The following is a 21,063-nucleotide window of genomic DNA, read 5'->3' as shown; positions in this document are numbered from 1 at the left end:
GTGACCGGCCTGTTTATCACCTTGGAAGGTCCGGAAGGTGCGGGTAAAAGCACCAACCGTGAATACCTGGCAGCGCAACTGCGCGCCGAAGGCATCGATGTATTTTTGACGCGCGAACCCGGCGGTACACCGCTGGCCGAACGCATTCGCGAACTGTTGCTGGCGCCCAGCGATGAAGCCATGCATGCCGACACCGAGTTACTGCTGGTGTTTGCTGCCCGCGCGCAGCATCTGGCCGAAGTGATTCGCCCGGCGTTGGCGCGTGGGGCTGTTGTCCTGTGTGATCGTTTCACTGACGCGACTTACGCCTATCAAGGGGGTGGTCGGGGCTTGTCTCACGAACGGATCGCCACCCTGGAGAGTTTCGTGCAGGGTGATTTGCGCCCGGACCTGACGCTGGTGTTCGATTTGCCTGTAGAGGTAGGTCTGGCACGCGCCACTGCCCGTGGGCGACTTGACCGTTTCGAGCAGGAAGGACGTACCTTTTTCGATGCGGTGCGCAGCACTTATCTGAACCGCGCCAAGGCCGAGCCTGGGCGTTATCGCCTCGTAGACGCAGCACAAACTCTGCCTCAGGTGCAGCGATCTCTTGATGCGTTGCTGCCCGAGCTGTTGAGTTTATACCGTGGCTGAAGCGTATCCCTGGCAGGAGCAACTCTGGCAGCAGTTGGCGGGGCGCGCTCAGCACGCTCACGCCTATCTGCTGCATGGGCCAGTGGGTATCGGCAAGCGGGCTTTGGCCGAGCGGCTTATGGGCAGTTTGCTGTGCCAGCGTCCCGAAGGGCTTGAGGCCTGCGGCCAGTGCAAGTCCTGTCTGTTGCTCGCGGCGGGAAGCCATCCGGACAACTACGTGCTTGAGCCGGAAGAGGCGGACAAGGCGATCAAGGTCGATCAGGTCCGCGATCTGGTGAGTTTCGTCGTGCAGACTGCACAAATGGGTGGTCGCAAAGTGGTGTTGATCGAGCCGGTCGAGTCGATGAATATCAACGCTGCCAACGCCTTGTTGAAAAGCCTTGAAGAGCCATCGGGTAATACCGTTTTGTTGTTGGTCAGTCATCAACCCAGTCGATTGTTGCCCACAGTCAAAAGCCGTTGCGTGCAACAGGCCTGCCCGCTGCCCAGTGAGGAGATGAGCCTCGTCTGGCTGACCAAGGCTTTGCCGGAATGCAGTGAGGATGAGCGACGCGAGTTGCTCACCCTGGCCGCAGGTTCACCGCTTGCCGCTGTGAGTCTCCAGGCTCAGGGCGTACGCGAGCAGCGGGCTCAGGTCGTGGATGGCGTGAAGAAGCTGCTCAAGCAGCAACAATCGCCGACTCAACTGGCTGAAGGCTGGAAGGACATCCCGCTGTTGCTGTTGTTTGACTGGTTCTGCGATTGGTCCCACCTGATTCTGCGCTATCAACTGACCCAGGACGAACAAGGCCTCGGTTTGGAAGATATGCGTAAAGTAGTGCAATATCTGGCGCAGAAGTCCGCGCAGGGCAGGGTCCTCGAGATTCAGGACTGGATCCTGGCCCAGCGTCAGAAGGTCATGTCCAAGGCTAACCTTAACCGGGTGCTGTTGCTTGAAGCCTTGCTCGTTCAATGGGCCGGGTTGATCAGTCAGCGCTAGGCTTTAGTCGCAAACATTGGGCCTGTAGGAGCGCATGAGCAATGCGAGGCCGCGATAGCGATGCTCGTAAGCTCCTACAGAAAGCGCATTTATATTCAGTTGGTTATGTTTTATTTGATAGGAGTTGCCATGAGCCAACCGCTGAATTCCGGTCCACGAAATGGCATTTTGTCTCTGACTATCAAGGACAAGTCGGTTCTTTACGCCGCTTACATGCCCTTCATCAAAAATGGCGGGCTGTTCATTCCGACCAGCAAGAGCTACAAGTTGGGGGATGAGGTGTTCATGCTGCTCAACCTGATGGATGAGCCGGAGAAAATTCCGGTCGCGGGCAAGGTGACATGGATTACGCCCAAGGGTGCTCAGGGCAATCGCGCGGCTGGAGTCGGCGTGCAATTCAATGACGGTGACAACACGGCTCGCACCATGATCGAAACCTATCTGGCCGGCGCTTTGAAGTCCGACCGTCCTACTCACACGATGTAGTTGTCTATTTCCATGCTTGTAGATTCTCATTGCCACCTTGACCGTCTGGACCTCGCCCAGCATTCCGGCTCGCTGGATGCTGCCCTTGAAGCTGCGCGTGGCCGGGGTGTCGGACACTTTCTATGCATTGGCGTCAGCGCCGACAATGCCGGGGCGGTCAAGGCCCTGGCCGAACGCTACGATGATGTCGATTGCTCGGTGGGTATTCACCCGCTGGACCTGACCCCGGGCGAGACTCCGGCGCTGGACTGGTTGCTCAAGGAACTCGATCACCCGCGGGTGGTGGCGATTGGTGAAACCGGTCTGGATTACCACTATGAACCTGAGGCGGCAGAACTGCAGCAGGCGTCCTTTCGGCTGCACCTGCAAGCCGCGAACATCACTGGCAAGCCGGTCATTGTTCATACGCGGGGGGCACGGGCCGACACGTTGAACCTGTTGCGCGAAGCGGCCTTGCCACAAGGTGGCGTGCTGCATTGTTTCACTGAGGACTGGGAAATGGCCAAGGCGGCACTGGACCTTGGTTTCTACATTTCCCTGTCCGGCATCGTCACCTTCCGCAATGCCGATGCGCTGCGCGATGTTGCGCGTCAGGTCCCAGCAGATCGCCTGTTGGTAGAAACAGATTCGCCTTACCTCGCGCCCATCCCTTATCGAGGCAAACCTAACCTGCCTCAGTACGTGCGCGAAGTGGCCGAGTTTCTGGCTATGTTGCGGGGCGAGTCATACGAGCAGTTTGCCGAGATGACGACTGCCAACTTTGCCCGTCTGTTTCCTCTGGCGCATCTCAAGGCTTAACGGAATCGCAGGCAAAAAAAACCCGGGTTCTGGGGGGTGAATCCGGGTTAAGACCATTAGGAGTAAAACAAAGGTGCGCTATCCATCGGCACCTTTATCGGCGCTCCACTTGGGGGAGATGTCGCGCCAACGAAGTAAGTATTGGTCAGGATCGCCGGGCGTCCAGTTGCTTCTGTACGTTTTTTAAACAGATTTGGAATAGGCCAGAGGTTCTTGAGTCCGTTTTGTCTCGCGCCATTATTGTTAACGACGAGCCTCCGAATTGTCCGACACTCTTCTCCCCAAATCGGCTTTTCACGAATTTACCGAACCACGGTCGGATGATCCGTGCAATTTCGCGCAAGTTAGGCATAATACCGGGCTTCGATTTTGAGCCGTGCAGACCTTCTCAATATGCAAAAAGAACCTCGTAAGGTCCGTGAGTTTCGCCGCCGTGAGCAGGAAATCCTCGACACCGCGCTTAAGTTGTTTCTCGATGAAGGCGAAGACAGCGTCACTGTCGAGATGATTGCGGATGCTGTGGGTATTGGCAAAGGCACTATCTATAAGCACTTCAAATCCAAGGCGGAAATCTATCTGCGCCTGATGCTCGACTACGAGCGGGATTTGAACGAGTTGCTGCATTCTGCGGATCTGGAAAAGGACAAAGAGTCGCTCTCCCGCGCCTATTTCGAATTCCGTATGCGCGACCCTCAGCGTTATCGCCTGTTTGATCGTCTTGAAGAAAAGGTCGTCAAAGGCAATCAGGTGCCGGAGCTGGTCGAAGAACTGCACAAGATTCGCGCCTCGAACTTCGAACACCTGACGCTGCTGATCAAGGGACGAATCAACGAAGGCAAGCTCGAAGACGTTCCGCCGTACTTCCACTATTGTGCCGCCTGGGCTCTGGTGCATGGCGCGGTGGCGTTGTACCACTCGCCGTTCTGGAGCAATGTGCTCGAAGATCAGGAAGGCTTCTTCCAGTTCCTGATGGACATCGGCGTGCGCATGGGCAACAAGCGTAAGCGCGATACCGAGGTCATTGCCGATCCCAAGCCGGATTCCACGGATCAATAACTGAGTCGCTACAGCATCCTGTCCGAGGGGGCTGTACATTAAAAAGCGCATTATTCAGCTTTCGGGCGCGGTCTGGCGCGGAAGCTGCATCCGATGACCATTCGCCGGTTTTCCGTCACCGGCTTTTGGGAGGGGAATAATGCGTAGCCTGGTTCTGTTACTGGCGCTGTTGGCGTTGAGTGGTTGCATGAGTGTCAGCGATCTGGCCCAGGGCACCAAGGATCAATTGAGTGATGCCGGGATTCTCGATCACGGCGAAACCCGCCGTATCGGCAATTGGCGCATACAGGCTGACTCGTTCATCTACATCGCCCAAGGGGCGTTCGTCCCGCCTAACTCAAGTCCGAGTCCCAAGCAGAACGTAGTGGCTGAAGAGGCCTTTAACGGCTTCATCGAATATTTTCCGATGGTTCGCCGCGCCCGTGCTCCGCTTGGGCTGGATGAGGCCATGACCGAAGCCCGTGGTTTCGGTGCCCATTACTTGCTCTACACTCGTTTTGCCAAGGCTGATGATCGCATCGGCAATACGGATGAATGGTCCGACCAGGAAGCGCTGGACCGACTCGGCATCGATAACGGAGTGATCCAGTTGATGTTGATCGAGACCAGCACTCGCTACTTGATCGACACGGCCCGTATTCGTATTCGTGGCGGATTGCTGACGTTCTACGACAATAAACCAGAAGATTTGCTCGGCCCGCCGCTTGAGGAATACGCTCGTAGTTTGTTGGGTCTGAGTCGCTAAGGAGAAAAAATGACCGGTCCGGGCAAGGCCAATGATCTGTTTGCGCAGATCCCCAAGAGCAAGGGATTACCACCGGTTCATCTGTGGAATCCGGATTTCTGCGGCGATATCGATATGCGTATCGCTCGGGATGGCACTTGGTATTACTTGGGTACGCCGATTGGCCGCAAGCCCATGGTCCGGCTGTTTTCGACGATCATGCGCCGTGATGGCGATGATTACTTCCTGATTACTCCAGTGGAAAAGGTCCGGATTCGCGTCGATGACGCGCCCTTTGTAGCGGTCAGTCTGGTTGTGGAAGGCGAGGGTGAGCAGCAGATTTTGCGCTTCTCGACCAATGTCGAGGACGACACCGAAGCAGGTCCGGATCACCCGTTACGCGTGGTCGTGGATCTGCAAACCGAAGAGCCTGCACCCTATATTCACGTTCGTGCCAACCTTGAAGCACTGATCCATCGCAACGTGTTCTATCAATTGGTAGAACTGGCGGTTTCCCGGGACATTGACGGTCAGCGCTGGCTGGGTGTCTGGAGTCACGGGGAGTTCTTTCCCATAGGCCTTGAGCCTTGAATCAATAAGTTGCCTGTCAATTGCCTGCTTTGTACTCGGCGGTTAAAGTGCCGCTCCCCGTTTTACCTGAGGTTTTTGCATGAATCAGTCCTTTGATATTGCCGTCATCGGCGCCACCGGTACTGTCGGCGAAACCATCGTCCAGATTCTCGAAGAGCGCAACTTTCCTGTCGCTCAGTTGCACCTGCTGGCGAGTATCGAATCGGCAGGTCATTCCGTGCCGTTCAGAGGCAAGAATGTCCGCGTGAGGGAAGTCGACGAGTTCGATTTCAGTAAGGCGCAGGTCGCGTTCTTTGCGGCCGGCCCGGCGATCACCCGCAGCTATGCTGCACGCGCGACTGCTGCTGGATGTTCGGTCATAGACCTGTCTGGCGGACTGTCCCCGGAAGAAGCGCCGAATGTGATTCCCGAAATCAATGGCGCATTGATCGAATCGTATGGCAAACCGTTTCAAGTGGGCAGCCCGAGTCCTTCCGGCGCAGCGCTGGCGCTGACACTGGCACCTTTGCTGGCGGTGCTGGATATTCAGCGTGTCAGCGTCACGGCCTGTCTGGCGGTATCCAGTCAAGGGCGTGAAGGCGTCTCTGAACTGGCGCGCCAGACGACAGAGTTGCTCAATGTTCGTCCGCTGGAGCCGCGTTTTTTTGATCGGCAAATGGCCTTCAACCTGCTGGCTCAAGTGGGGACGCCGGATGCAGAAGGGCATGTGCCGCTGGAAAAGCGTCTGGTCGCGGAGTTGCGAGAGTTGCTGGCTCTGCCTTTACTGAAGGTTTGCGCGGCAAGCGTTCAGGCCCCGGTGTTTTTTGGCGACAGCTTCACGGTTTCGCTGGTAACGGCGGCACCTGTAGATCTCGCGGCGGTCAACACGGCACTTGAATCGGCGGCTGGAATCGAGTTGGTCGAAGCTGGCGATTACCCGACTGCGGTGGGCGATGCTGTAGGGCAAGACGTTGTTTATGTAGGACGCGTACGGAGTGGAATCGACGATCCTTGTGAGCTAAATCTGTGGGTCACGTCGGATAATGTACGCAAAGGTGCAGGTCTCAACGCTGTGCAGGTCGCGGAATTGTTGATAAAAGACTATGTGTAAAAGATACTTGGCAGCAATTTGAAGAATCATTCTAGCCAGGCGTGTCCTCCAAGCTCCTGAGATAAGTACTTTTACCTCTCGGATGCCGAGGAATTTTTTAACAAGGGATGGGCTATGGTTCAGGTTCGCAAACTGGTTTTAGCAATTGCTGCGGCTTCGGCGCTGTCATCTGGAATGGCGCATGCGCTGGGGCTCGGGGAATTGTCGGTCAAGTCGACCCTGAACCAGCCGCTGGTAGCCGAAATCGAATTGACGGAAGCGCAGGGCTTGAATGCCTCGCAAGTGGTGCCGAGTCTGGCAACGACCGCTGATTTCGCACAGGCTGGTGTAACCCGTCAGGCGTTTCTCAACGACCTCACGTTCACACCGGTGATCAACGCCAGCGGCAAGAGTGTCTTGCGTATCACCTCCAGCAGGCCGGTACGCGAACCCTTTGTAAAATTCCTCGTTCAAGTGTTGTGGCCAAACGGTCGCTTGCTGCGCGAGTACAGCCTGTTGCTTGATCCGCCCAAATATTCCCCTGAAGCGGCAGCCGCTGCTGCAGCGGCCGCCTCGGCTCCAGCCGCAGCAGCACAGTTGCCTTCAACAACGCCAGTTGCCGAGGAACCGGTCGCTCCGGCGCCAGCACCGACAGCCGAGACTCCAGCCGCTCCAGCGCCAGCGGCGGATACCAATACAAAACCGGCTATTTACACCACCAGCAATAACGACACGCTGTGGGAGATCGCCGAGAAACATCGCAATGGCGGTACTGTGCAGCAGACGATGCTGGCGATTCAGGCACTGAATCCGGACGCATTCATCGGCGGCAACATCAACCGAATGAAGAAAGGTCAGGTGTTGCGTCTGCCAACGCCATCGCAATCGACCAGCTTGCCGCAACCACAAGCCATCACTGAGGTGGCTGCGCAGAACCAGGCATGGCGTCAGGGGCGCAGAACGCCTTCAGGCACTCGTCAGGTGGATGCAACCCGTCGTGATCGTGCCGGTGAAGCGCCTTCCCGGGTTGAAGCTGGCGATAACCTGAGTCTGGTATCAGCAGGTTCCAACACTGCGGGCAAAGCTTCTGCAGGCGAGAAAGAGTTGAGCAACAAGCTGGCAGTGGCTCAGGAAAATCTGGACACCGCACGTCGTGATAACGCGGAACTGAAGAGCCGCATGAACGACCTGCAAAGCCAGCTCGACAAGATGCAGCGTCTGATTCAACTGAAAAGCGATCAACTGGCCAAGATGCAGGCTGCCGGGGGCGTAGTGCCTCCTGCGACGCCGGGTGCGGCCCCTGACGCAACAGCGGCTGCAAATCCTGCTGATTCGGCCATGCCGGCAGCAGTGGTTGCCGCGCCTGGTACGCCGGAAGCCGCAGCCAAACCGCCAGGCGAAATCGCTCCCGAAGATGCTTTGCCAGCCGGTGCCGCTCAAGTGACCACGCCTGGAGCAGATCAGCCGCTGGCTGTCGAGCCGGTGGTTGCGCCTGAGTCCGACGCTGATAACGCATTCAAACAGCTGCTTAATAACCCGGTGGTGCTCGGCATCATCGGCGGTGCTGTAGTGCTATTCCTGCTTCTGCTGATGCTGTTCCTGGCTCGCCGTCGCAATGCCAAAGCCGAAGCCGAGAAGCACAAGCGCATGGCACGAGCCCTGGCTGAAGAGTCTGATTTCGTTTCCGATATGGACATGGAATTGCCGCAAGCCAGCTTTGAAGGGCTGGGCGTTGCATCGCCTAACGTGACCATGGCGCCTCCGGGCCCGGCAGGCGGTCCGAAAGAGCGTCCTGCGGATCCATTGGTTCAGGCTGAAATCCATATCGCTTATGGCCGTATGAATCAGGCTGTCGAACTGCTGGAGGAAGCCGTTAAAGAAGATCCGGCGCGCGATGATATCCGTCTGAAACTGATGGAAATCTATGCAGAGCAGGGCAATACCAAGGCTTTCGCGGCGCACGAGCGCAAAGTGGTGGCACGGGGAAAGCATCAAGCTGAGGTCGAGCAGCTAAAGAGTCGTTACCCGACCATGGTTACCGCAGCTGTTGTAGCTGCGGCAGCAACAGCCTCCGCGGCAGCGGTGGCCGCTGAGCTGGATGCCAAATATGTTGAGGAGCTGCTGCTCGATGAAGAAGAGCCGCAGCCACCTGTTCTCGAAGTACAGCCAGAACCTGAGCCTGAACTTGATCCAGAGCCGGTCATTGCTGCTGCGCCTGAAGTTGTCGCTGCCGTTCCAGAGGCCGCTCCTGAGTCTGAAGCCCCAGCCGCTGAGCCTGATGACTTCGAGCATGATTTCGATCTGAGTCTGGACGATCTCGAACAGGCATCGCCGGAGCACGTGGTCGATCTGAGTGCGCCTGATCATGTCGCCGACTTTGAGCTGGATGCGCCAACACCTGAAGCCGACGAGCCAAGCTTTGAGTCGCTGCTGAGGCAGCAGACTGAGACGCCTGTTGTCAGCACGCCTGATGATCTGGCTGATTTCGATCTGGATCTGGCGGAAGACGAGCCCGCGCTGACCACGGAAGATGATTTCCTGCTCAGCCTCGACGAGCAGCCACTGGATCTGGGTGAGCCGGCACCTGTAGTGGAGCCTGAGCCTGAACATGATCTGGACTTGCCGGATGACTTCGATTTGTCGCTGTCGGATGAAATCGAATCTGATCCCGCTGCCAAGGCGTTTGCTTCGGAGATTGATGACGTAAACGCCGAGCTGGAGCGTTTGTCGCAGAATCTTGAGCATCCACCAATGGCTGAGCCATTTGAAGCGCCAAGCTTCACCGCTGATGACATGGCGTTGATGGATGACGAGCCGGAATTTGATTTCCTGTCCGGTACCGACGAAGCCGCCACCAAGCTCGATCTGGCTCGTGCCTACATCGAAATGGGTGACAGCGATGGTGCTCGCGATATCCTCGATGAAGTGGTATCCGAAGGTGATGACGGTCAAAAGACCGAAGCGCGGGACATGCTCTCTCGTCTGGTCTGATTCGTTACCGCTGTATTGCAACGGCCGCTTATGCGGCCGTTTGCATTTATAGCGTCGGGCACATGGCGTCTTTTTTCGACGGCCCTATAATGGCCGCCATTTTGCAATCCGACAGGCTTTTACCTCTTGGCGAACATAGATAACCCGGCAGCCGAAATGGCTGCTGAAGGCTTTTCCCGAATTGCGCTCGGGGTCGAGTACAAAGGCTCGCGTTATTCCGGTTGGCAGCGTCAGGCATCCGGGGTGCTGACGGTTCAGGAGACTCTCGAAGATGCTTTGTCGAAAGTTGCTGATTCGCCGGTGTCGCTGATGTGCGCCGGACGAACCGATGCCGGTGTGCATGCCTGCGGGCAGGTTGTGCACTTTGATACTCAGGCCCAGCGTTCGATGAAAGCCTGGGTGATGGGCGCCAACATCAATCTGCCCCATGACATCAGCGTCAGTTGGGCCAAGGTCATGCCCGCTGATTTTCATGCGCGTTTCAAGGCCATTGCCCGACGTTATCGCTACGTCATCTATAACGACCAGATTCGTCCGGCGCATCTGAATCAGGAAATTACCTGGAACCATCGTCCCCTGGACGTCGAGCGCATGGCTCAGGCAGCGCAATATCTGGTGGGCACTCATGATTTCAGTGCCTTCCGCGCCGGGCAGTGCCAAGCCAAGTCACCCATCAAGCAATTGCATCATCTGCGGGTCACGCAGCACGGCAAGATGATCGTGATTGATGTGCGCGCCAACGCGTTTCTGCACCACATGGTGCGCAACATAGCTGGCGTGCTGATGACCATTGGCGCCGGTGAGCGTCCAGTCGAGTGGGCGCGGGATGTGCTGGAAAGCAAGGTTCGTCGCACGGGTGGGGTCACCGCGCACCCATTCGGGCTATATCTGGTGCAGGTCGAGTACCGCGACGAGTTCCCGTTGCCAGAGCGCTATATAGGGCCGCACTTTCTCACAGGCTTCTCGGAACTTGACGGCTGACGCCTGTAACAGCATTTGTTAACATCCGGGCCTTCCCCGAAAGGCTTGAGGTTTCTTTACATGTCAGCCGTTCGCAGCAAGATCTGCGGGATTACCCGCATAGAAGATGCATTGGCGGCCGTCGAGGCGGGTGCCGATGCTATCGGCTTTGTGTTCTACGCTAAAAGCCCGAGAGCGGTAAGCGTTCAGCAGGCGCGGGCGATTATTGCCGCATTGCCGCCGTTTATCAGCACGGTCGGTTTGTTCGTCAACGCCAGTCGTTGTGAACTCAACGAAACCCTGGATGCGGTACCGCTGGATATGTTGCAGTTTCACGGTGATGAGACGCCTGAGCAGTGTGACGGTTATCATCGCCCGTTCATCAAGGCATTGCGGGTGCAGGCCGGTGACGATATCGCTGCCAGTTGCCGTTTGTACTCCAGAGCCAGCGGTATCCTGCTCGACGCCTATGTCGCGGGCGTACCGGGTGGTACGGGTGAAACCTTTGACTGGGCGCTGATCCCGAGCGATCTGGAAAAACCGATTATTCTGGCTGGTGGCTTGACCTCTGCCAATGTAGCGCAGGCCATTTCCCAGGTTCGGCCCTACGCAGTGGACGTCAGCGGCGGGGTAGAGAAGAGCAAAGGCGTCAAGGATCATGACAAGATTCGCGCGTTCATGAGCGCGGTGCATGGTTGTTGATGGCGGTTCGATGTGACGGGTTTTCATCGGCAACCGTCCACAAACCTGTCTGTGCAACAGGCAGGCGTACCCGGATTTTTACGGGCAGATTTTTACGGGCGAGGTCCTTGTAACCTCGCTACGGTTATTTGAATCACGATTGAAACTGTATGTGAGGCTGGTCCCGCCATCTGGCGGCCACGCACAGGCAGTTTCAAGTCATTTACGAATTAGCTAAAGGGCATGCGCAGGGTGCTGAGTCGCCAGGCGTTCGAGCCACCGGTACTGGAGAAAAAAAGCATGAGCAACTGGTTGGTAGACAAACTGATCCCTTCGATCATGCGTTCCGAGGTCAAGAAGAGCTCGGTTCCTGAAGGCCTATGGCATAAATGCCCTTCCTGTGAAGCGGTGCTCTACCGTCCCGAGCTGGAAAAGACCCTGGATGTTTGCCCCAAGTGCAATCACCACATGCGCATTGGCGCTCGTGCTCGTCTGGATATCTTCCTGGATGAAGAAGGCCGTTCCGAGATCGGCGCCGATCTGGAGCCGGTAGACCGTCTCAAGTTCCGCGACAGCAAGAAGTACAAGGATCGCCTGACCGGTGCGCAGAAGCAGACCGGTGAAAAAGACGCGCTTATCTCCATGAGCGGCTCCCTGTTGGGGATGCCTGTTGTGGTCTCGGCTTTCGAATTCTCCTTCATGGGCGGTTCGATGGGCGCGATCGTAGGCGAGCGTTTCGTTCAGGCTGCCAACTATGCGCTGGAAAAACGCTGCCCGATGATTTGCTTCGCTGCTTCCGGCGGCGCACGCATGCAGGAAGCACTGATCTCGCTGATGCAGATGGCCAAGACTTCGGCTGTGCTGGCTCGTCTTCGTGAAGAAGGTCTGCCGTTCATTTCCGTATTGACTGACCCTGTTTACGGCGGCGTTTCGGCGAGTCTGGCGATGCTGGGTGACGTTATCGTCGCTGAGCCAAAAGCACTGATCGGCTTCGCTGGTCCTCGTGTTATCGAGCAGACTGTTCGCGAAAAACTGCCCGAAGGCTTCCAGCGCAGTGAGTTCCTGCTGGAGCACGGCGCTATCGACATGATCATTCACCGTCAGGAGCTGCGTCAGCGTCTGGGTAACCTGCTGGCCCAAATGATGAACCTGCCGACGCCTAAATTCGTCGCACCGGTCATCGAGCCAGTGGTCGTTCCTCCGGCGCCCGCCAACGTATGACGCCAGGATCCCTGGGCGACTGGCTCGCCTATCTTGAGCAGTTGCATCCATCTGCCATTGATATGGGGCTGGACAGGTCGCGGCAAGTTGCGCAGCAATTGGGTCTGACCCGGCCAGCTCCCAGGGTGATTACGGTAACCGGGACCAACGGCAAAGGCTCGACCTGCGCCTTTCTGGCCTCGTTACTCCGTGCCCAGGGTCTTAAAGTCGGGGTCTACAGTTCTCCGCATTTGCTGCGCTACAACGAGCGTGTGCAGGTGCAGGGTGTTGAAGCTACTGACCTGGAGCTCTGTGATGCTTTCGCGGCTGTGGAAGCTGCTCGCGGTGGCGTGTCGCTGACCTATTTTGAAATGGGGACGCTGGCGGCTTTCTGGCTGTTCGAGCAGGCGGCGCTTGATGTAGCGGTGCTTGAGGTCGGCCTGGGTGGTCGTCTCGATGCCGTGAACCTGGTTGATGCCGACCTGGCTGTAGTGACCAGCATCGGGATCGACCATGCGGACTGGCTGGGTGATACCCGCGAGTCCGTAGCGTTCGAGAAGGCCGGGATTTTCCGCGAAGGTTGCCCCGTGCTGTGTGGTGATCTCGATCCGCCTCTGCCGCTGCTTGATAAAGCCGAACAACTCAATTGCCCGCTGATGCTGCGCGGGCGTGAGTTCGACTTGTCGATCACTGATCGTAACTGGAGCTGGGTTGGTCAGGACGGGCAGGGGCAGCGGGTTGAATTGCTCGATTTGCCATTGCTCGATCTGCCGATGGAAAACGCTGCCCTGGCGTTGCAGGCTTATCTATTGCTGGATGTTGCCTGGCAGCCGGAGCGGATTCTCGCAGCGTTGCTCGATACGCGGATCATCGGTCGCCTGGATCGACGCTCCTTCAACTGGCACGGCAAGGACCTGAATTTGTTGATGGACGTGGGGCACAACCCCCACGCTGCGCAGTTTCTGGCGCAACGCATGGCTCAGCGCCCAGTGGCTGGCAGGCGTCTGGCGGTCTTTGGTCTGTTGGCTGACAAGGAGCTGGAAGGCGTCGTTGCCGAGCTGGCTTCCAGTATCGATGACTGGGCCGTTGCACCGCTGCCGACTTCCCGCAGCCGACCTGCGGCTGATTTGCAGGCGGCACTTCAGAACCTTGGCGCACACGTGACGTCCTATCAGAGTGTTGCGTCGGCACTGGAATTCCAGTGCTCGCACGCTACAGCCGATGACGAGATTTTGCTGTTCGGGTCTTTTTACTGTGTTGCCGAGGCCCTGGAATGGTTGACCCGGCACGCCATAGAGGAAGCTGCAAATGGCTCTGCTGGATAACGTATTCAAACAGCGAATGGTCGGTGCCCTGGTGCTTATCGCCGTGGCGGTGATCTTCCTGCCGATGCTGTTCACGCGTCAGGATGAGACGCGCCATGTTCAGGTCGATGCGCCTGCTGCTCCGCAAGCGCCTGTAGCTCCTCAAGTGCAGGTTCAGCCGGTGCCGGTGCCTGAACCTCAGGTGCCAATTCAGGAGCCTGTCCCTGGCGATGATGAAATAGCCGCGCAAAACCAGGCACCGTCCATGCCGATCGCCCCGGCTCCGCCCGAAGTGAAGCCTGCGACGCCGTCTGCAGCCAAACCGGCTACCAAGCCAGTGACCCCGCCAACTCCGACTCCAGCTCCGACGCCGGCGGCACCGCCAGCGCAAGCGGCTGCCAAACCTGCCGCGCCGTCAGGTGTTGACGCAAACGGTCTTTCTGTCAGTTGGTCGGTGCAGCTGGCGAGCATGTCCAATCGCGCCAACGCCGACAACCTGCAGAAAACCCTGCGCACCCAAGGCTACAACGCCTACATTCGCACTGCGAACGGGGTAAACCGGGTGTTCGTAGGGCCTTTGATCGAGCGCGCAGAGGCTGATCGCCTGCGTGACCAGCTCGATAAACAGCAGAAGCTCAAGGGCATTGTGGTGCGTTTTCAGCCTGAGCAGGGTTGATGCTTTTCAGATGATTGCGCGTCTGCCGGAAATGCTGCTTACCGGCGGGCGGGCGCTCTGCTAAAATGCGCCGCCTTATCTGTTTGCAGGCTCAAACGTGCCCTTTACCCCGGTCGACTGGGCGATCCTCGCGATCGTCGCTATCTCCGCTCTGATCAGTCTCAAGCGCGGCTTCGTCAAGGAAGCCCTGTCGCTGGTGACCTGGATCATTGCAGGTGTCGTCGCCTGGATGTTTGGTGCAGGATTATCGGGTTATCTGGTCAATTACATCGAAACGCCGTCGTTTCGTGTTATTGCGGCCTGTACTATTCTATTCGTCGCCACCTTGCTGGTCGGCGCAATGATCAACTTTCTTATTGGGGAACTGATACGTGTCACCGGGCTTTCCGGGACCGATCGCTTTCTCGGCATGGTCTTTGGCGCAGCGCGCGGAGGCTTGCTTGTAGTAGTGGCCGTCGGGCTGTTGAGCCTGGGGCCGGTACAACAGGATCAATGGTGGCAGCAATCGAGGTTGGTGCCGCAATTTCTCATGGTCGCTGACTGGTCGAAAAACCTGATTCTCGGGATGTCCAGCAAGTGGCTAGCCAGCGGAGTCAGCGTACCTGCTGAACTGCCGTTCAAGGAACACCTCCTGCCGCCTACAATGCCGCAGGAAGTGCTCGGTAAATCCAGTTCCACTAAGTAGGGGTTGTGTCGCATGTGTGGCATCGTCGGTATCGTCGGTAAGTCGAACGTCAATCAGGCGCTGTATGACGCGCTCACCGTCCTCCAGCACCGCGGCCAGGACGCTGCCGGTATCGTAACCAGCCACGACGGCCGGTTATTCCTGCGCAAGGACAATGGGTTAGTACGTGATGTGTTCCATCAGCGCCATATGCAGCGTCTGGTCGGGCACATGGGTATTGGCCATGTGCGCTATCCAACGGCAGGCAGCTCGACTTCGGCCGAGGCTCAGCCGTTTTATGTCAACTCGCCGTATGGCATCACGTTGGCCCACAACGGCAACCTGACCAACGTCGAGCAACTGGCCAAGGAGATTTACGAATCTGACCTGCGCCACGTCAACACCAATTCCGACTCGGAAGTGCTGCTCAACGTTTTCGCCCATGAACTGGCCGTGCGCGGCAAGTTGCAGCCGACCGAAGAAGATATCTTCGCCGCTGTGACCGACGTGCATAAGCGCTGCCGTGGCGGTTACGCCGTGGTCGCCATGATCACCGGTTACGGTATCGTCGGTTTCCGCGATCCGGACGCCATCCGCCCGATCGTCTTCGGTCAGCGTCATACCGACGAAGGCGTCGAGTATATGATCGCCTCCGAAAGCGTCTCGCTGGATGTGCTCGGCTTCACCCTGATTCGCGACCTGGCGCCGGGCGAAGCGGTTTACATCACTGAAGATGGCAAGCTGCACACTCGTCAGTGCGCAACCAATCCCAAGTACGCCCCGTGCATTTTCGAACACGTCTACCTGGCGCGTCCGGATTCGATCATTGACGGCATCTCGGTCTACAAGGCGCGTCTGCGCATGGGCGAGAAGCTGGCCGACAAGATCATGCGCGAGCGTCCGGATCACGACATCGATGTGGTTATTCCGATTCCGGATACCAGCCGTACGGCGGCACTGGAACTGGCTAACCACCTGGGCGTCAAGTTCCGCGAAGGTTTTGTCAAGAACCGCTACATCGGCCGTACGTTCATCATGCCCGGCCAGGCGGCGCGCAAGAAATCCGTACGTCAGAAGCTCAACGCTATCGAACTGGAATTCCGCGGCAAGAACGTCATGCTGGTGGATGATTCCATCGTGCGTGGCACCACTTGCAAGCAGATCATTCAGATGGCCCGTGAAGCCGGTGCCAAGAACGTTTATTTCTGCTCCGCTGCTCCTGCCGTGCGTTACCCGAACGTTTACGGCATCGACATGCCAAGTGCTCATGAGCTGATCGCTCATAACCGTAGCACTCAGGATGTTGCCGATCTGATCGGTGCCGATTGGTTGATCTATCAGGACCTGAATGACCTGATCGAAGCGGTCAGCGGCAGCAAGAAGATCAAAATCGATAACTTCGACTGCTCTGTCTTTGACGGCAAGTACGTGACCGGTGATATCGACGAGCATTACCTGAACAAGATCGAGCAGGCGCGCAACGACGCCTCCAAGGTCAAGACTCAGGCGGTGAGCGCGATCATCGATCTGTACAACAACTAACTATCAGGGAGAGGGCGCATGACTCAGGAATGGGATGCCGGTCGGCTGGACAGCGATCTTGAAGGCGTAGGTTTTGACACACTTGCGGTGCGTGCAGGTCAGCACCGCACGCCGGAAGGCGAGCATAGCGATCCGCTGTTTTTCACCTCAAGTTATGTGTTCCGTTCAGCCGCCGATGCGGCTGCGCGTTTCGCAGGCGAAGTGCCGGGCAACGTTTACTCGCGCTACACCAATCCGACGGTGCGCTCTTTTGAAGAACGTATCGCAGCGCTGGAAGGCGCCGAGCAGGCCGTTGCCGCGTCAAGTGGCATGGCCGCGATCATGGCGGTGGTCATGAGCTTTTGCAGCGCTGGCGATCACGTGCTGGTTTCCCGGAGCGTATTCGGCTCGACCATCAGTCTGTTCGAGAAGTACTTCAAGCGTTTTGGCGTTGAAGTGGATTACGTGCCGCTGGCCGAACTGGCGGGCTGGGATGCCGCGATCAAACCCAACACTAAAATGCTGTTTGTTGAATCGCCGTCCAATCCGCTGGCGGAACTGGTCGATATCGCCGCTCTGGCAGAAATCGCTCACGCCAAAGGCACTCTGCTGGTAGTCGATAACTGCTTCTGCACACCAGCACTTCAGCAGCCGCTGGCGCTGGGTGCTGACATGGTGGTGCATTCCGCCACCAAGTTCATTGACGGCCAAGGCCGTTCCATGGGCGGTGTGGTTGCCGGTCGCAGTGAGCAGATGAAAGAAGTCGTTGGCTTCCTGCGTACTGCCGGGCCGACCCTGAGCCCTTTTAATGCGTGGATCTTCCTCAAGGGCCTCGAAACCCTGAACCTGCGTATGCGCGCTCACTGTGCCAGTGCTCTTGAGCTGGCCGAATGGCTGGAGCAGCAGGACGGCATCGAGAAAGTGCACTACGCCGGTCTCAAGAGTCATCCGCAACACGCGTTGGCGCAGCGTCAGCAGAAGGCCTTCGGTGCGGTTGTCAGCTTCGAGGTCAAGGGTGGCAAAGATGGCGCCTGGCGTTTCATCGATGCGACACGCTTGATTTCGATCACCGCTAACCTGGGTGACAGCAAAACCACCATCACGCACCCGAGCACTACGTCCCATGGTCGTCTGGCGCCCCAGGAGCGTGAAGCTGCGGGTATCCGCGATAGCCTGATCCGGGTTGCTGTAGGCCTGGAAGACGTCGCTGACCTGAAAGCGGACCTGGCGCGTGGCCTGGCGGCATTGTGAGTGATTGGGTAATGGAGGCCGCCAGCGCCAGTAATGGGCGGGTGGCCTTGGTAACGGGCGCGGCACGAGGGATCGGTCTGGGCATTGCTGCCTGGCTGATCACCGAGGGCTGGCAGGTGGTGCTGGTTGATGTGGATCACACGCGAGGCGCTCTGGTTGCTCAGGCGCTGGGTGATAACGCAATCTTCATCGCCATGGACGTCTCCAGCGAAGAGCAGGTTGCGGCTGGCGTCGCTGAGGTCATCGGCCAGTTTGGTCGTCTCGACGCGCTGGTGTGCAACGCCGCGATTGCCGATCCGCATAACACTACGCTTGAAAGCCTGAGCCTGGCGCACTGGAATCGGGTGCTGGGGATCAACCTCAGTGGGCCGATGCTATTGGCCAAGCACTGCGCTCCCTACTTGCGCGCCCACGCGGGCAGCATCATCAACCTGACCTCAACCCGCGCTCGTCAGTCAGAACCCGATACCGAAGCTTATGCAGCGAGTAAAGGGGGCCTGTTGGCGCTGACCCACTCGTTGGCCATCAGTCTTGGGCCTGAGATTCGTGTCAATGCGGTCAGCCCTGGCTGGATCGACGCACGGGATCCTTCTCTACGCCGCGCTGAGCCGCTTTCAGAGGCCGATCATGCGCAACATCCGGCGGGCAGGGTAGGGACGGTGGATGATGTCGCGGCGATGGTCGCATGGCTGCTGTCGCGCAATGCCGGTTTCGTCACGGGGCAGGAGTTCGTGGTTGACGGTGGCATGAGCAAGAAGATGATTTATCTGTAGGAGCTGCCCGGTGTCTATGGCACCGTGCTGTGTTGCTTAAAACGGCAGATCTGTAGGAGCGCACGAGCACCGCGAGGCCGCGATGGCGTTCTGTCTGATACACCGCGATCGCAGCCTCGCTGTGCTCGTGCGCTCCAACAAAGTCAATGTTGATGTGAATTCAGGAAGGCGCAGCTTTTTGCGCCTTTTCTGTTTTTGGCGTTCCACTCGATGCCTGCCGCTTGAATCTGTTTTTCAGCTTATTTTAAAAAAACTTCAAGCAGGGTATTGACTTAGGTTCGTTAGGTGCGTAAATTTCGCGGCCTCAACGAAGCAAAGGGTGATTAGCTCAGCTGGGAGAGCAGCTGCCTTACAAGCAGCGGGTCGGCGGTTCGATCCCGTCATCACCCACCACTTCGTGAGTTTCAAAGTTGCAAACATAGCGATACCGGACGTAAGTCCACCGACAAGCAGCGGTAGTTCAGTCGGTTAGAATACCGGCCTGTCACGCCGGGGGTCGCGGGTTCGAGTCCCGTCCGCTGCGCCATATTTGACGGATCAGATTAGTCTGGTCTGCGATTGAAAAGCCTCAAGGCTTCTCGGTCAGGGTTACAACGAAGCAGGTTCTCGAAAGCTTGCTTCAACGATTCAAACGGACGCAAGTCCGAGCGATACGCAGCGGTAGTTCAGTCGGTTAGAATACCGGCCTGTCACGCCGGGGGTCGCGGGTTCGAGTCCCGTCCGCTGCGCCATACATAGCTTCGAGGCCCTTGAACTCCTTGAAGCGAAAAAAAGCGACCTTAACCGGTCGCTTTTTTTTTGCCTGATTTTTTATGTTCAGGTGTGGCGCCCTCGCGGTTAAAGTCTGCGGGGAATGCGGTCCGTTGAATTGAAATGCATTTCATGTGGGCGGTTGGGGTATCCATGGCATCACGATCTTTGGCCGCATCGGACGTGTAGGAGCTCACCGAGGTTACGAGGCCAGCGATAGCGGTTTGTCTGACACTCCGCCATCGCTGGCCTCGTAACCTCGGTGAGCTCCTACAGGAATGGGTTCAACCTGCAGAATGCATTGTGTTTGATAGGTCTTTGTTTACTGCGAGACAGTGCCGCTCCTACGGCCTATTGTTGGCACGCAAATCCTCAATCAACCCCTCCCAATTGCCAAACAGCGCATTCGAGCTGATCAGGCGTCTCGCCTTGCCAGCCCCGAGCACAAGCGCAGGAACACCACCTGTTCCGACTTGGGTCATGATCGCCTGAGCAAAGTTGACCCGCTCACGAGAGTGACTCAGTAACCCATCATCCTGCGCAAGCAAAAGCCTCGCGGCCTCATTCAGCCCTATACCTGTGAGAATTCGGGCAAGAACCTCAAGGTCGGTGATGTCCAGCCCTTCAACATAACGGCCGCGTTGTATGGCTGCCAACGCCGCCAGTTCCCGAGACGGCTCAGTCATCACAACCGCGCTGAGCGCCCTGGTTGCAGGCCCTGAGTCGAAGCGGCGGGTGTGATCCTCGAGCACCTGACGCCGGTATTGCTCGCTGAATGGCTGGCCGGTCAACGTGCCGATTCGCAGGTCATTGGACCAGGCAAAATCAGCAAAACCGGCGTCCATCGGGCGAGAGTTGTTATCCGCGAACAAGCCGGTAGGGAGAAGCGTGACGCTGAACTCGTCCAAAGCATCAAGGCGCTTTAGCACCGATGAAGCGCCGTAGCACCAGCCACACAGTGGATCGAATAGGTAGGTGATACTGATTGGCGCACTCACCATTTCATTTCACCTTTGGCCACTTTTGCGCTCAGCACCAGTGACGAGTCATCTGCCAGTTTCGGGTAATGCGCTTTCATCGCGGCAATCAGCGCCGCAGAGTCTTTGGCCTTGGCCGTTTCGGCATCAAAAGTCTTGATGTAGTCCGATGTGAAGCTCGGTGATTGCAGAGCGGTCAGCTCGCCCGGCAGAAAGTGGCCCGGAACAATGGTCACTGGCTTGAGTTTTTCGATGGTCGCCAGTGTTGCCAGCCAATCCTGATGGGATTTGGCGCTCTGGGTATCCGCCATCCATACGTGAATGTTGCTGGAAAGCACCACGCCACCGATTACGGCTTTGATCGACGGAATCCAGACGAAACTGCGATCGGGTTGCGGGCCGTCCAGGCCAATGACCTGCAGTTTCTGATCTTCCAGCTTCAGTTCATTGCCTTGCAGTACCTCAGGCACGACCACCTTGCCTGGTGCGGCCGCGCCCAGCTTGGGTCCCCAATAAGCCAGCTTGGCATCCTTGGTTTCGTTGATATGTGCAACGGTCTGGGCGCTGGCCACAACCTTGGCTTTTGGGTAGGCGGTGGTGATTGTTTGCAGGCCGAAGTAGTAGTCCGGGTCGCCGTGGCTGATGTAAATCGTGGTCAGGTTTTTCCCGCTCTTGCGGATCTTCTCGACGATTTGTTCGGCCTGCGTGTTGGAAAACTGCGCATCAACCAGAACCGCGTCTTTCTCGCCGGTCACCAAAACCGACGAGACCGGGAAGATGGCTTCCTCGCCTGGGTTAAAGACGTCCAGCTTTAGTGGCTGCGCAGCCTGGCTGGCACCTGCAAAACCGAGCAGGGCGAAAGCAGCTAATAAGCGTCGTGCGGACAGCGAAATCATGTCGAGCTCCATCGTGCAGTGATAAGAGCGGGCAGGTTAGTTGAGATTTATCGACCGAAAAACGCTAGATTGGACGCAAGTTT

General features: G+C 57.5%; 20 protein-coding genes and 3 tRNA genes. 21 read left to right on the top strand and 2 right to left on the bottom strand.

The features are described from left to right. The 21 genes from tmk to ABRP31_RS18985 all read left to right on the top strand — a co-directional run bounded on the left by tmk (position 1) and on the right by ABRP31_RS18985 (position 19,088). The gene (gene tmk / locus ABRP31_RS19085) at positions 1-633 is read left to right on the top strand and encodes a dTMP kinase (protein WP_349972956.1); all 633 of its coding nucleotides are present in this window, start codon (positions 1-3) and stop codon (positions 631-633) included. Then, a complete protein-coding gene (locus ABRP31_RS19080; RefSeq protein ID WP_349972958.1) occupies positions 626-1,612 on the top strand; it encodes a DNA polymerase III subunit delta' in 987 nt (328 codons plus the stop codon). The genes tmk and ABRP31_RS19080 overlap by 8 nt, the downstream gene beginning before the upstream one ends. 129 nt (positions 1,613-1,741) lie before the next feature. Continuing rightward, positions 1,742-2,098 (top strand): PilZ domain-containing protein, encoded by a 357-nt coding sequence (locus ABRP31_RS19075; RefSeq protein ID WP_087265506.1) that lies wholly within the window; start codon positions 1,742-1,744, stop codon positions 2,096-2,098. Positions 2,099-2,110: 12 nt separating this feature from the next. Then, positions 2,111-2,896: a TatD family hydrolase gene (locus tag ABRP31_RS19070; RefSeq protein ID WP_087265507.1), complete on the top strand. Its 786-nt coding sequence runs from the start codon at positions 2,111-2,113 to the stop codon at positions 2,894-2,896. A 393-nt stretch (positions 2,897-3,289) separates the two neighbouring features. Further along, positions 3,290-3,952, top strand: a complete 663-nt coding sequence (locus ABRP31_RS19065; RefSeq protein ID WP_087265508.1) for a TetR/AcrR family transcriptional regulator — start codon at positions 3,290-3,292, stop codon at positions 3,950-3,952. Positions 3,953-4,091: 139 nt separating this feature from the next. After that, complete coding sequence (locus ABRP31_RS19060) at positions 4,092-4,697, top strand: DUF4823 domain-containing protein (RefSeq protein ID WP_349972962.1); 606 nt, start codon at positions 4,092-4,094, stop codon at positions 4,695-4,697. Positions 4,698-4,706: 9 nt separating this feature from the next. After that, positions 4,707-5,267 (top strand): DUF1285 domain-containing protein, encoded by a 561-nt coding sequence (locus ABRP31_RS19055; protein WP_087265510.1) that lies wholly within the window; start codon positions 4,707-4,709, stop codon positions 5,265-5,267. Between the two features lie 79 nt (positions 5,268-5,346). Further along, positions 5,347-6,357: an aspartate-semialdehyde dehydrogenase gene (locus tag ABRP31_RS19050; protein WP_087265511.1), complete on the top strand. Its 1,011-nt coding sequence runs from the start codon at positions 5,347-5,349 to the stop codon at positions 6,355-6,357. A gap of 114 nt (positions 6,358-6,471) precedes the next feature. Next, the gene (locus tag ABRP31_RS19045) at positions 6,472-9,327 is read left to right on the top strand and encodes a FimV/HubP family polar landmark protein (protein ID WP_349972964.1); all 2,856 of its coding nucleotides are present in this window, start codon (positions 6,472-6,474) and stop codon (positions 9,325-9,327) included. Positions 9,328-9,483: 156 nt separating this feature from the next. Beyond that, a complete protein-coding gene (gene truA, locus ABRP31_RS19040; RefSeq protein ID WP_087265513.1) occupies positions 9,484-10,308 on the top strand; it encodes a tRNA pseudouridine(38-40) synthase TruA in 825 nt (274 codons plus the stop codon). A gap of 60 nt (positions 10,309-10,368) precedes the next feature. Then, positions 10,369-10,989, top strand: coding sequence for a phosphoribosylanthranilate isomerase (locus tag ABRP31_RS19035; protein WP_087265514.1), 621 nt, complete (start codon positions 10,369-10,371; stop codon positions 10,987-10,989). Between the two features lie 279 nt (positions 10,990-11,268). Beyond that, complete coding sequence (accD, locus tag ABRP31_RS19030; RefSeq protein ID WP_087265627.1) at positions 11,269-12,189, top strand: acetyl-CoA carboxylase, carboxyltransferase subunit beta; 921 nt, start codon at positions 11,269-11,271, stop codon at positions 12,187-12,189. Beyond that, positions 12,186-13,493 carry a bifunctional tetrahydrofolate synthase/dihydrofolate synthase gene (folC, locus tag ABRP31_RS19025; protein WP_349972966.1) on the top strand — a complete coding sequence of 436 codons (1,308 nt, stop codon included), beginning with the start codon at positions 12,186-12,188 and terminating at the stop codon, positions 13,491-13,493. Before accD ends, folC begins: the two co-directional genes overlap by 4 nt. Next, entirely contained in the window at positions 13,477-14,148 is a 672-nt protein-coding gene (locus tag ABRP31_RS19020; RefSeq protein ID WP_349972968.1) for an SPOR domain-containing protein, read from the top strand. The genes folC and ABRP31_RS19020 overlap by 17 nt, the downstream gene beginning before the upstream one ends. Positions 14,149-14,245: 97 nt before the next feature. Continuing rightward, on the top strand, positions 14,246-14,833 hold the full coding sequence (locus ABRP31_RS19015; RefSeq protein WP_243247698.1) for a CvpA family protein: 588 nt from the start codon (positions 14,246-14,248) through the stop codon (positions 14,831-14,833). Positions 14,834-14,845: 12 nt separating this feature from the next. Further along, the gene (gene purF / locus ABRP31_RS19010) at positions 14,846-16,354 is read left to right on the top strand and encodes an amidophosphoribosyltransferase (RefSeq protein WP_087265518.1); all 1,509 of its coding nucleotides are present in this window, start codon (positions 14,846-14,848) and stop codon (positions 16,352-16,354) included. A gap of 18 nt (positions 16,355-16,372) precedes the next feature. Further along, positions 16,373-17,584, top strand: a complete 1,212-nt coding sequence (locus ABRP31_RS19005; protein ID WP_087265519.1) for an O-succinylhomoserine sulfhydrylase — start codon at positions 16,373-16,375, stop codon at positions 17,582-17,584. 11 nt (positions 17,585-17,595) lie between these two features. Beyond that, positions 17,596-18,357: an SDR family oxidoreductase gene (locus tag ABRP31_RS19000; RefSeq protein ID WP_349972975.1), complete on the top strand. Its 762-nt coding sequence runs from the start codon at positions 17,596-17,598 to the stop codon at positions 18,355-18,357. 317 nt (positions 18,358-18,674) lie between these two features. After that, positions 18,675-18,750 (top strand) — tRNA-Val (locus tag ABRP31_RS18995). A gap of 56 nt (positions 18,751-18,806) precedes the next feature. Further along, a tRNA-Asp gene (locus tag ABRP31_RS18990) sits at positions 18,807-18,883 on the top strand. A 128-nt stretch (positions 18,884-19,011) separates the two neighbouring features. Further along, positions 19,012-19,088, top strand: a tRNA-Asp gene (locus ABRP31_RS18985). A 363-nt stretch (positions 19,089-19,451) separates the two neighbouring features. Here ABRP31_RS18985 and ABRP31_RS18980 read toward each other — a convergent pair. Together ABRP31_RS18980 and ABRP31_RS18975 are read right to left on the bottom strand one after the other, a co-directional pair. Further along, a complete protein-coding gene (locus ABRP31_RS18980; RefSeq protein WP_349972695.1) occupies positions 19,452-20,108 on the bottom strand; it encodes a DsbA family protein in 657 nt (218 codons plus the stop codon). Further along, positions 20,102-20,980: an MBL fold metallo-hydrolase gene (locus tag ABRP31_RS18975; RefSeq protein WP_349972696.1), complete on the bottom strand. Its 879-nt coding sequence runs from the start codon at positions 20,978-20,980 to the stop codon at positions 20,102-20,104. The genes ABRP31_RS18980 and ABRP31_RS18975 overlap by 7 nt, the downstream gene beginning before the upstream one ends. Positions 20,981-21,063: the final 83 nt, after the last annotated feature.

Origin of the sequence: Pseudomonas caspiana, from assembly GCF_040224095.2 — a bacterium.
In the GTDB taxonomy this organism is placed as follows: domain Bacteria; phylum Pseudomonadota; class Gammaproteobacteria; order Pseudomonadales; family Pseudomonadaceae; genus Aquipseudomonas; species Aquipseudomonas caspiana.
Note: the sequence above shows the minus strand (reverse complement) of the source record. Positions and strands in the feature narration are given on the sequence as shown.

Coding starts and splice junctions, on each gene's coding strand:
- ABRP31_RS19075 (WP_087265506.1), top strand. CDS start 1,742: ATGAGCCAACCGCTGAATTCCGGTCCACGAAATGGCATTTTGTCTCTG.
- ABRP31_RS19070 (WP_087265507.1), top strand. CDS start 2,111: ATGCTTGTAGATTCTCATTGCCACCTTGACCGTCTGGACCTCGCCCAG.
- ABRP31_RS19065 (WP_087265508.1), top strand. CDS start 3,290: ATGCAAAAAGAACCTCGTAAGGTCCGTGAGTTTCGCCGCCGTGAGCAG.
- ABRP31_RS19060 (WP_349972962.1), top strand. CDS start 4,092: ATGCGTAGCCTGGTTCTGTTACTGGCGCTGTTGGCGTTGAGTGGTTGC.
- ABRP31_RS19055 (WP_087265510.1), top strand. CDS start 4,707: ATGACCGGTCCGGGCAAGGCCAATGATCTGTTTGCGCAGATCCCCAAG.
- ABRP31_RS19050 (WP_087265511.1), top strand. CDS start 5,347: ATGAATCAGTCCTTTGATATTGCCGTCATCGGCGCCACCGGTACTGTC.
- ABRP31_RS19045 (WP_349972964.1), top strand. CDS start 6,472: ATGGTTCAGGTTCGCAAACTGGTTTTAGCAATTGCTGCGGCTTCGGCG.
- truA (WP_087265513.1), top strand. CDS start 9,484: ATGGCTGCTGAAGGCTTTTCCCGAATTGCGCTCGGGGTCGAGTACAAA.
- ABRP31_RS19035 (WP_087265514.1), top strand. CDS start 10,369: ATGTCAGCCGTTCGCAGCAAGATCTGCGGGATTACCCGCATAGAAGAT.
- accD (WP_087265627.1), top strand. CDS start 11,269: ATGAGCAACTGGTTGGTAGACAAACTGATCCCTTCGATCATGCGTTCC.
- folC (WP_349972966.1), top strand. CDS start 12,186: ATGACGCCAGGATCCCTGGGCGACTGGCTCGCCTATCTTGAGCAGTTG.
- ABRP31_RS19020 (WP_349972968.1), top strand. CDS start 13,477: ATGGCTCTGCTGGATAACGTATTCAAACAGCGAATGGTCGGTGCCCTG.
- purF (WP_087265518.1), top strand. CDS start 14,846: ATGTGTGGCATCGTCGGTATCGTCGGTAAGTCGAACGTCAATCAGGCG.
- ABRP31_RS19005 (WP_087265519.1), top strand. CDS start 16,373: ATGACTCAGGAATGGGATGCCGGTCGGCTGGACAGCGATCTTGAAGGC.
- ABRP31_RS19000 (WP_349972975.1), top strand. CDS start 17,596: ATGGAGGCCGCCAGCGCCAGTAATGGGCGGGTGGCCTTGGTAACGGGC.
- ABRP31_RS18980 (WP_349972695.1), bottom strand. CDS start 20,108: ATGGTGAGTGCGCCAATCAGTATCACCTACCTATTCGATCCACTGTGT.
- ABRP31_RS18975 (WP_349972696.1), bottom strand. CDS start 20,980: ATGATTTCGCTGTCCGCACGACGCTTATTAGCTGCTTTCGCCCTGCTC.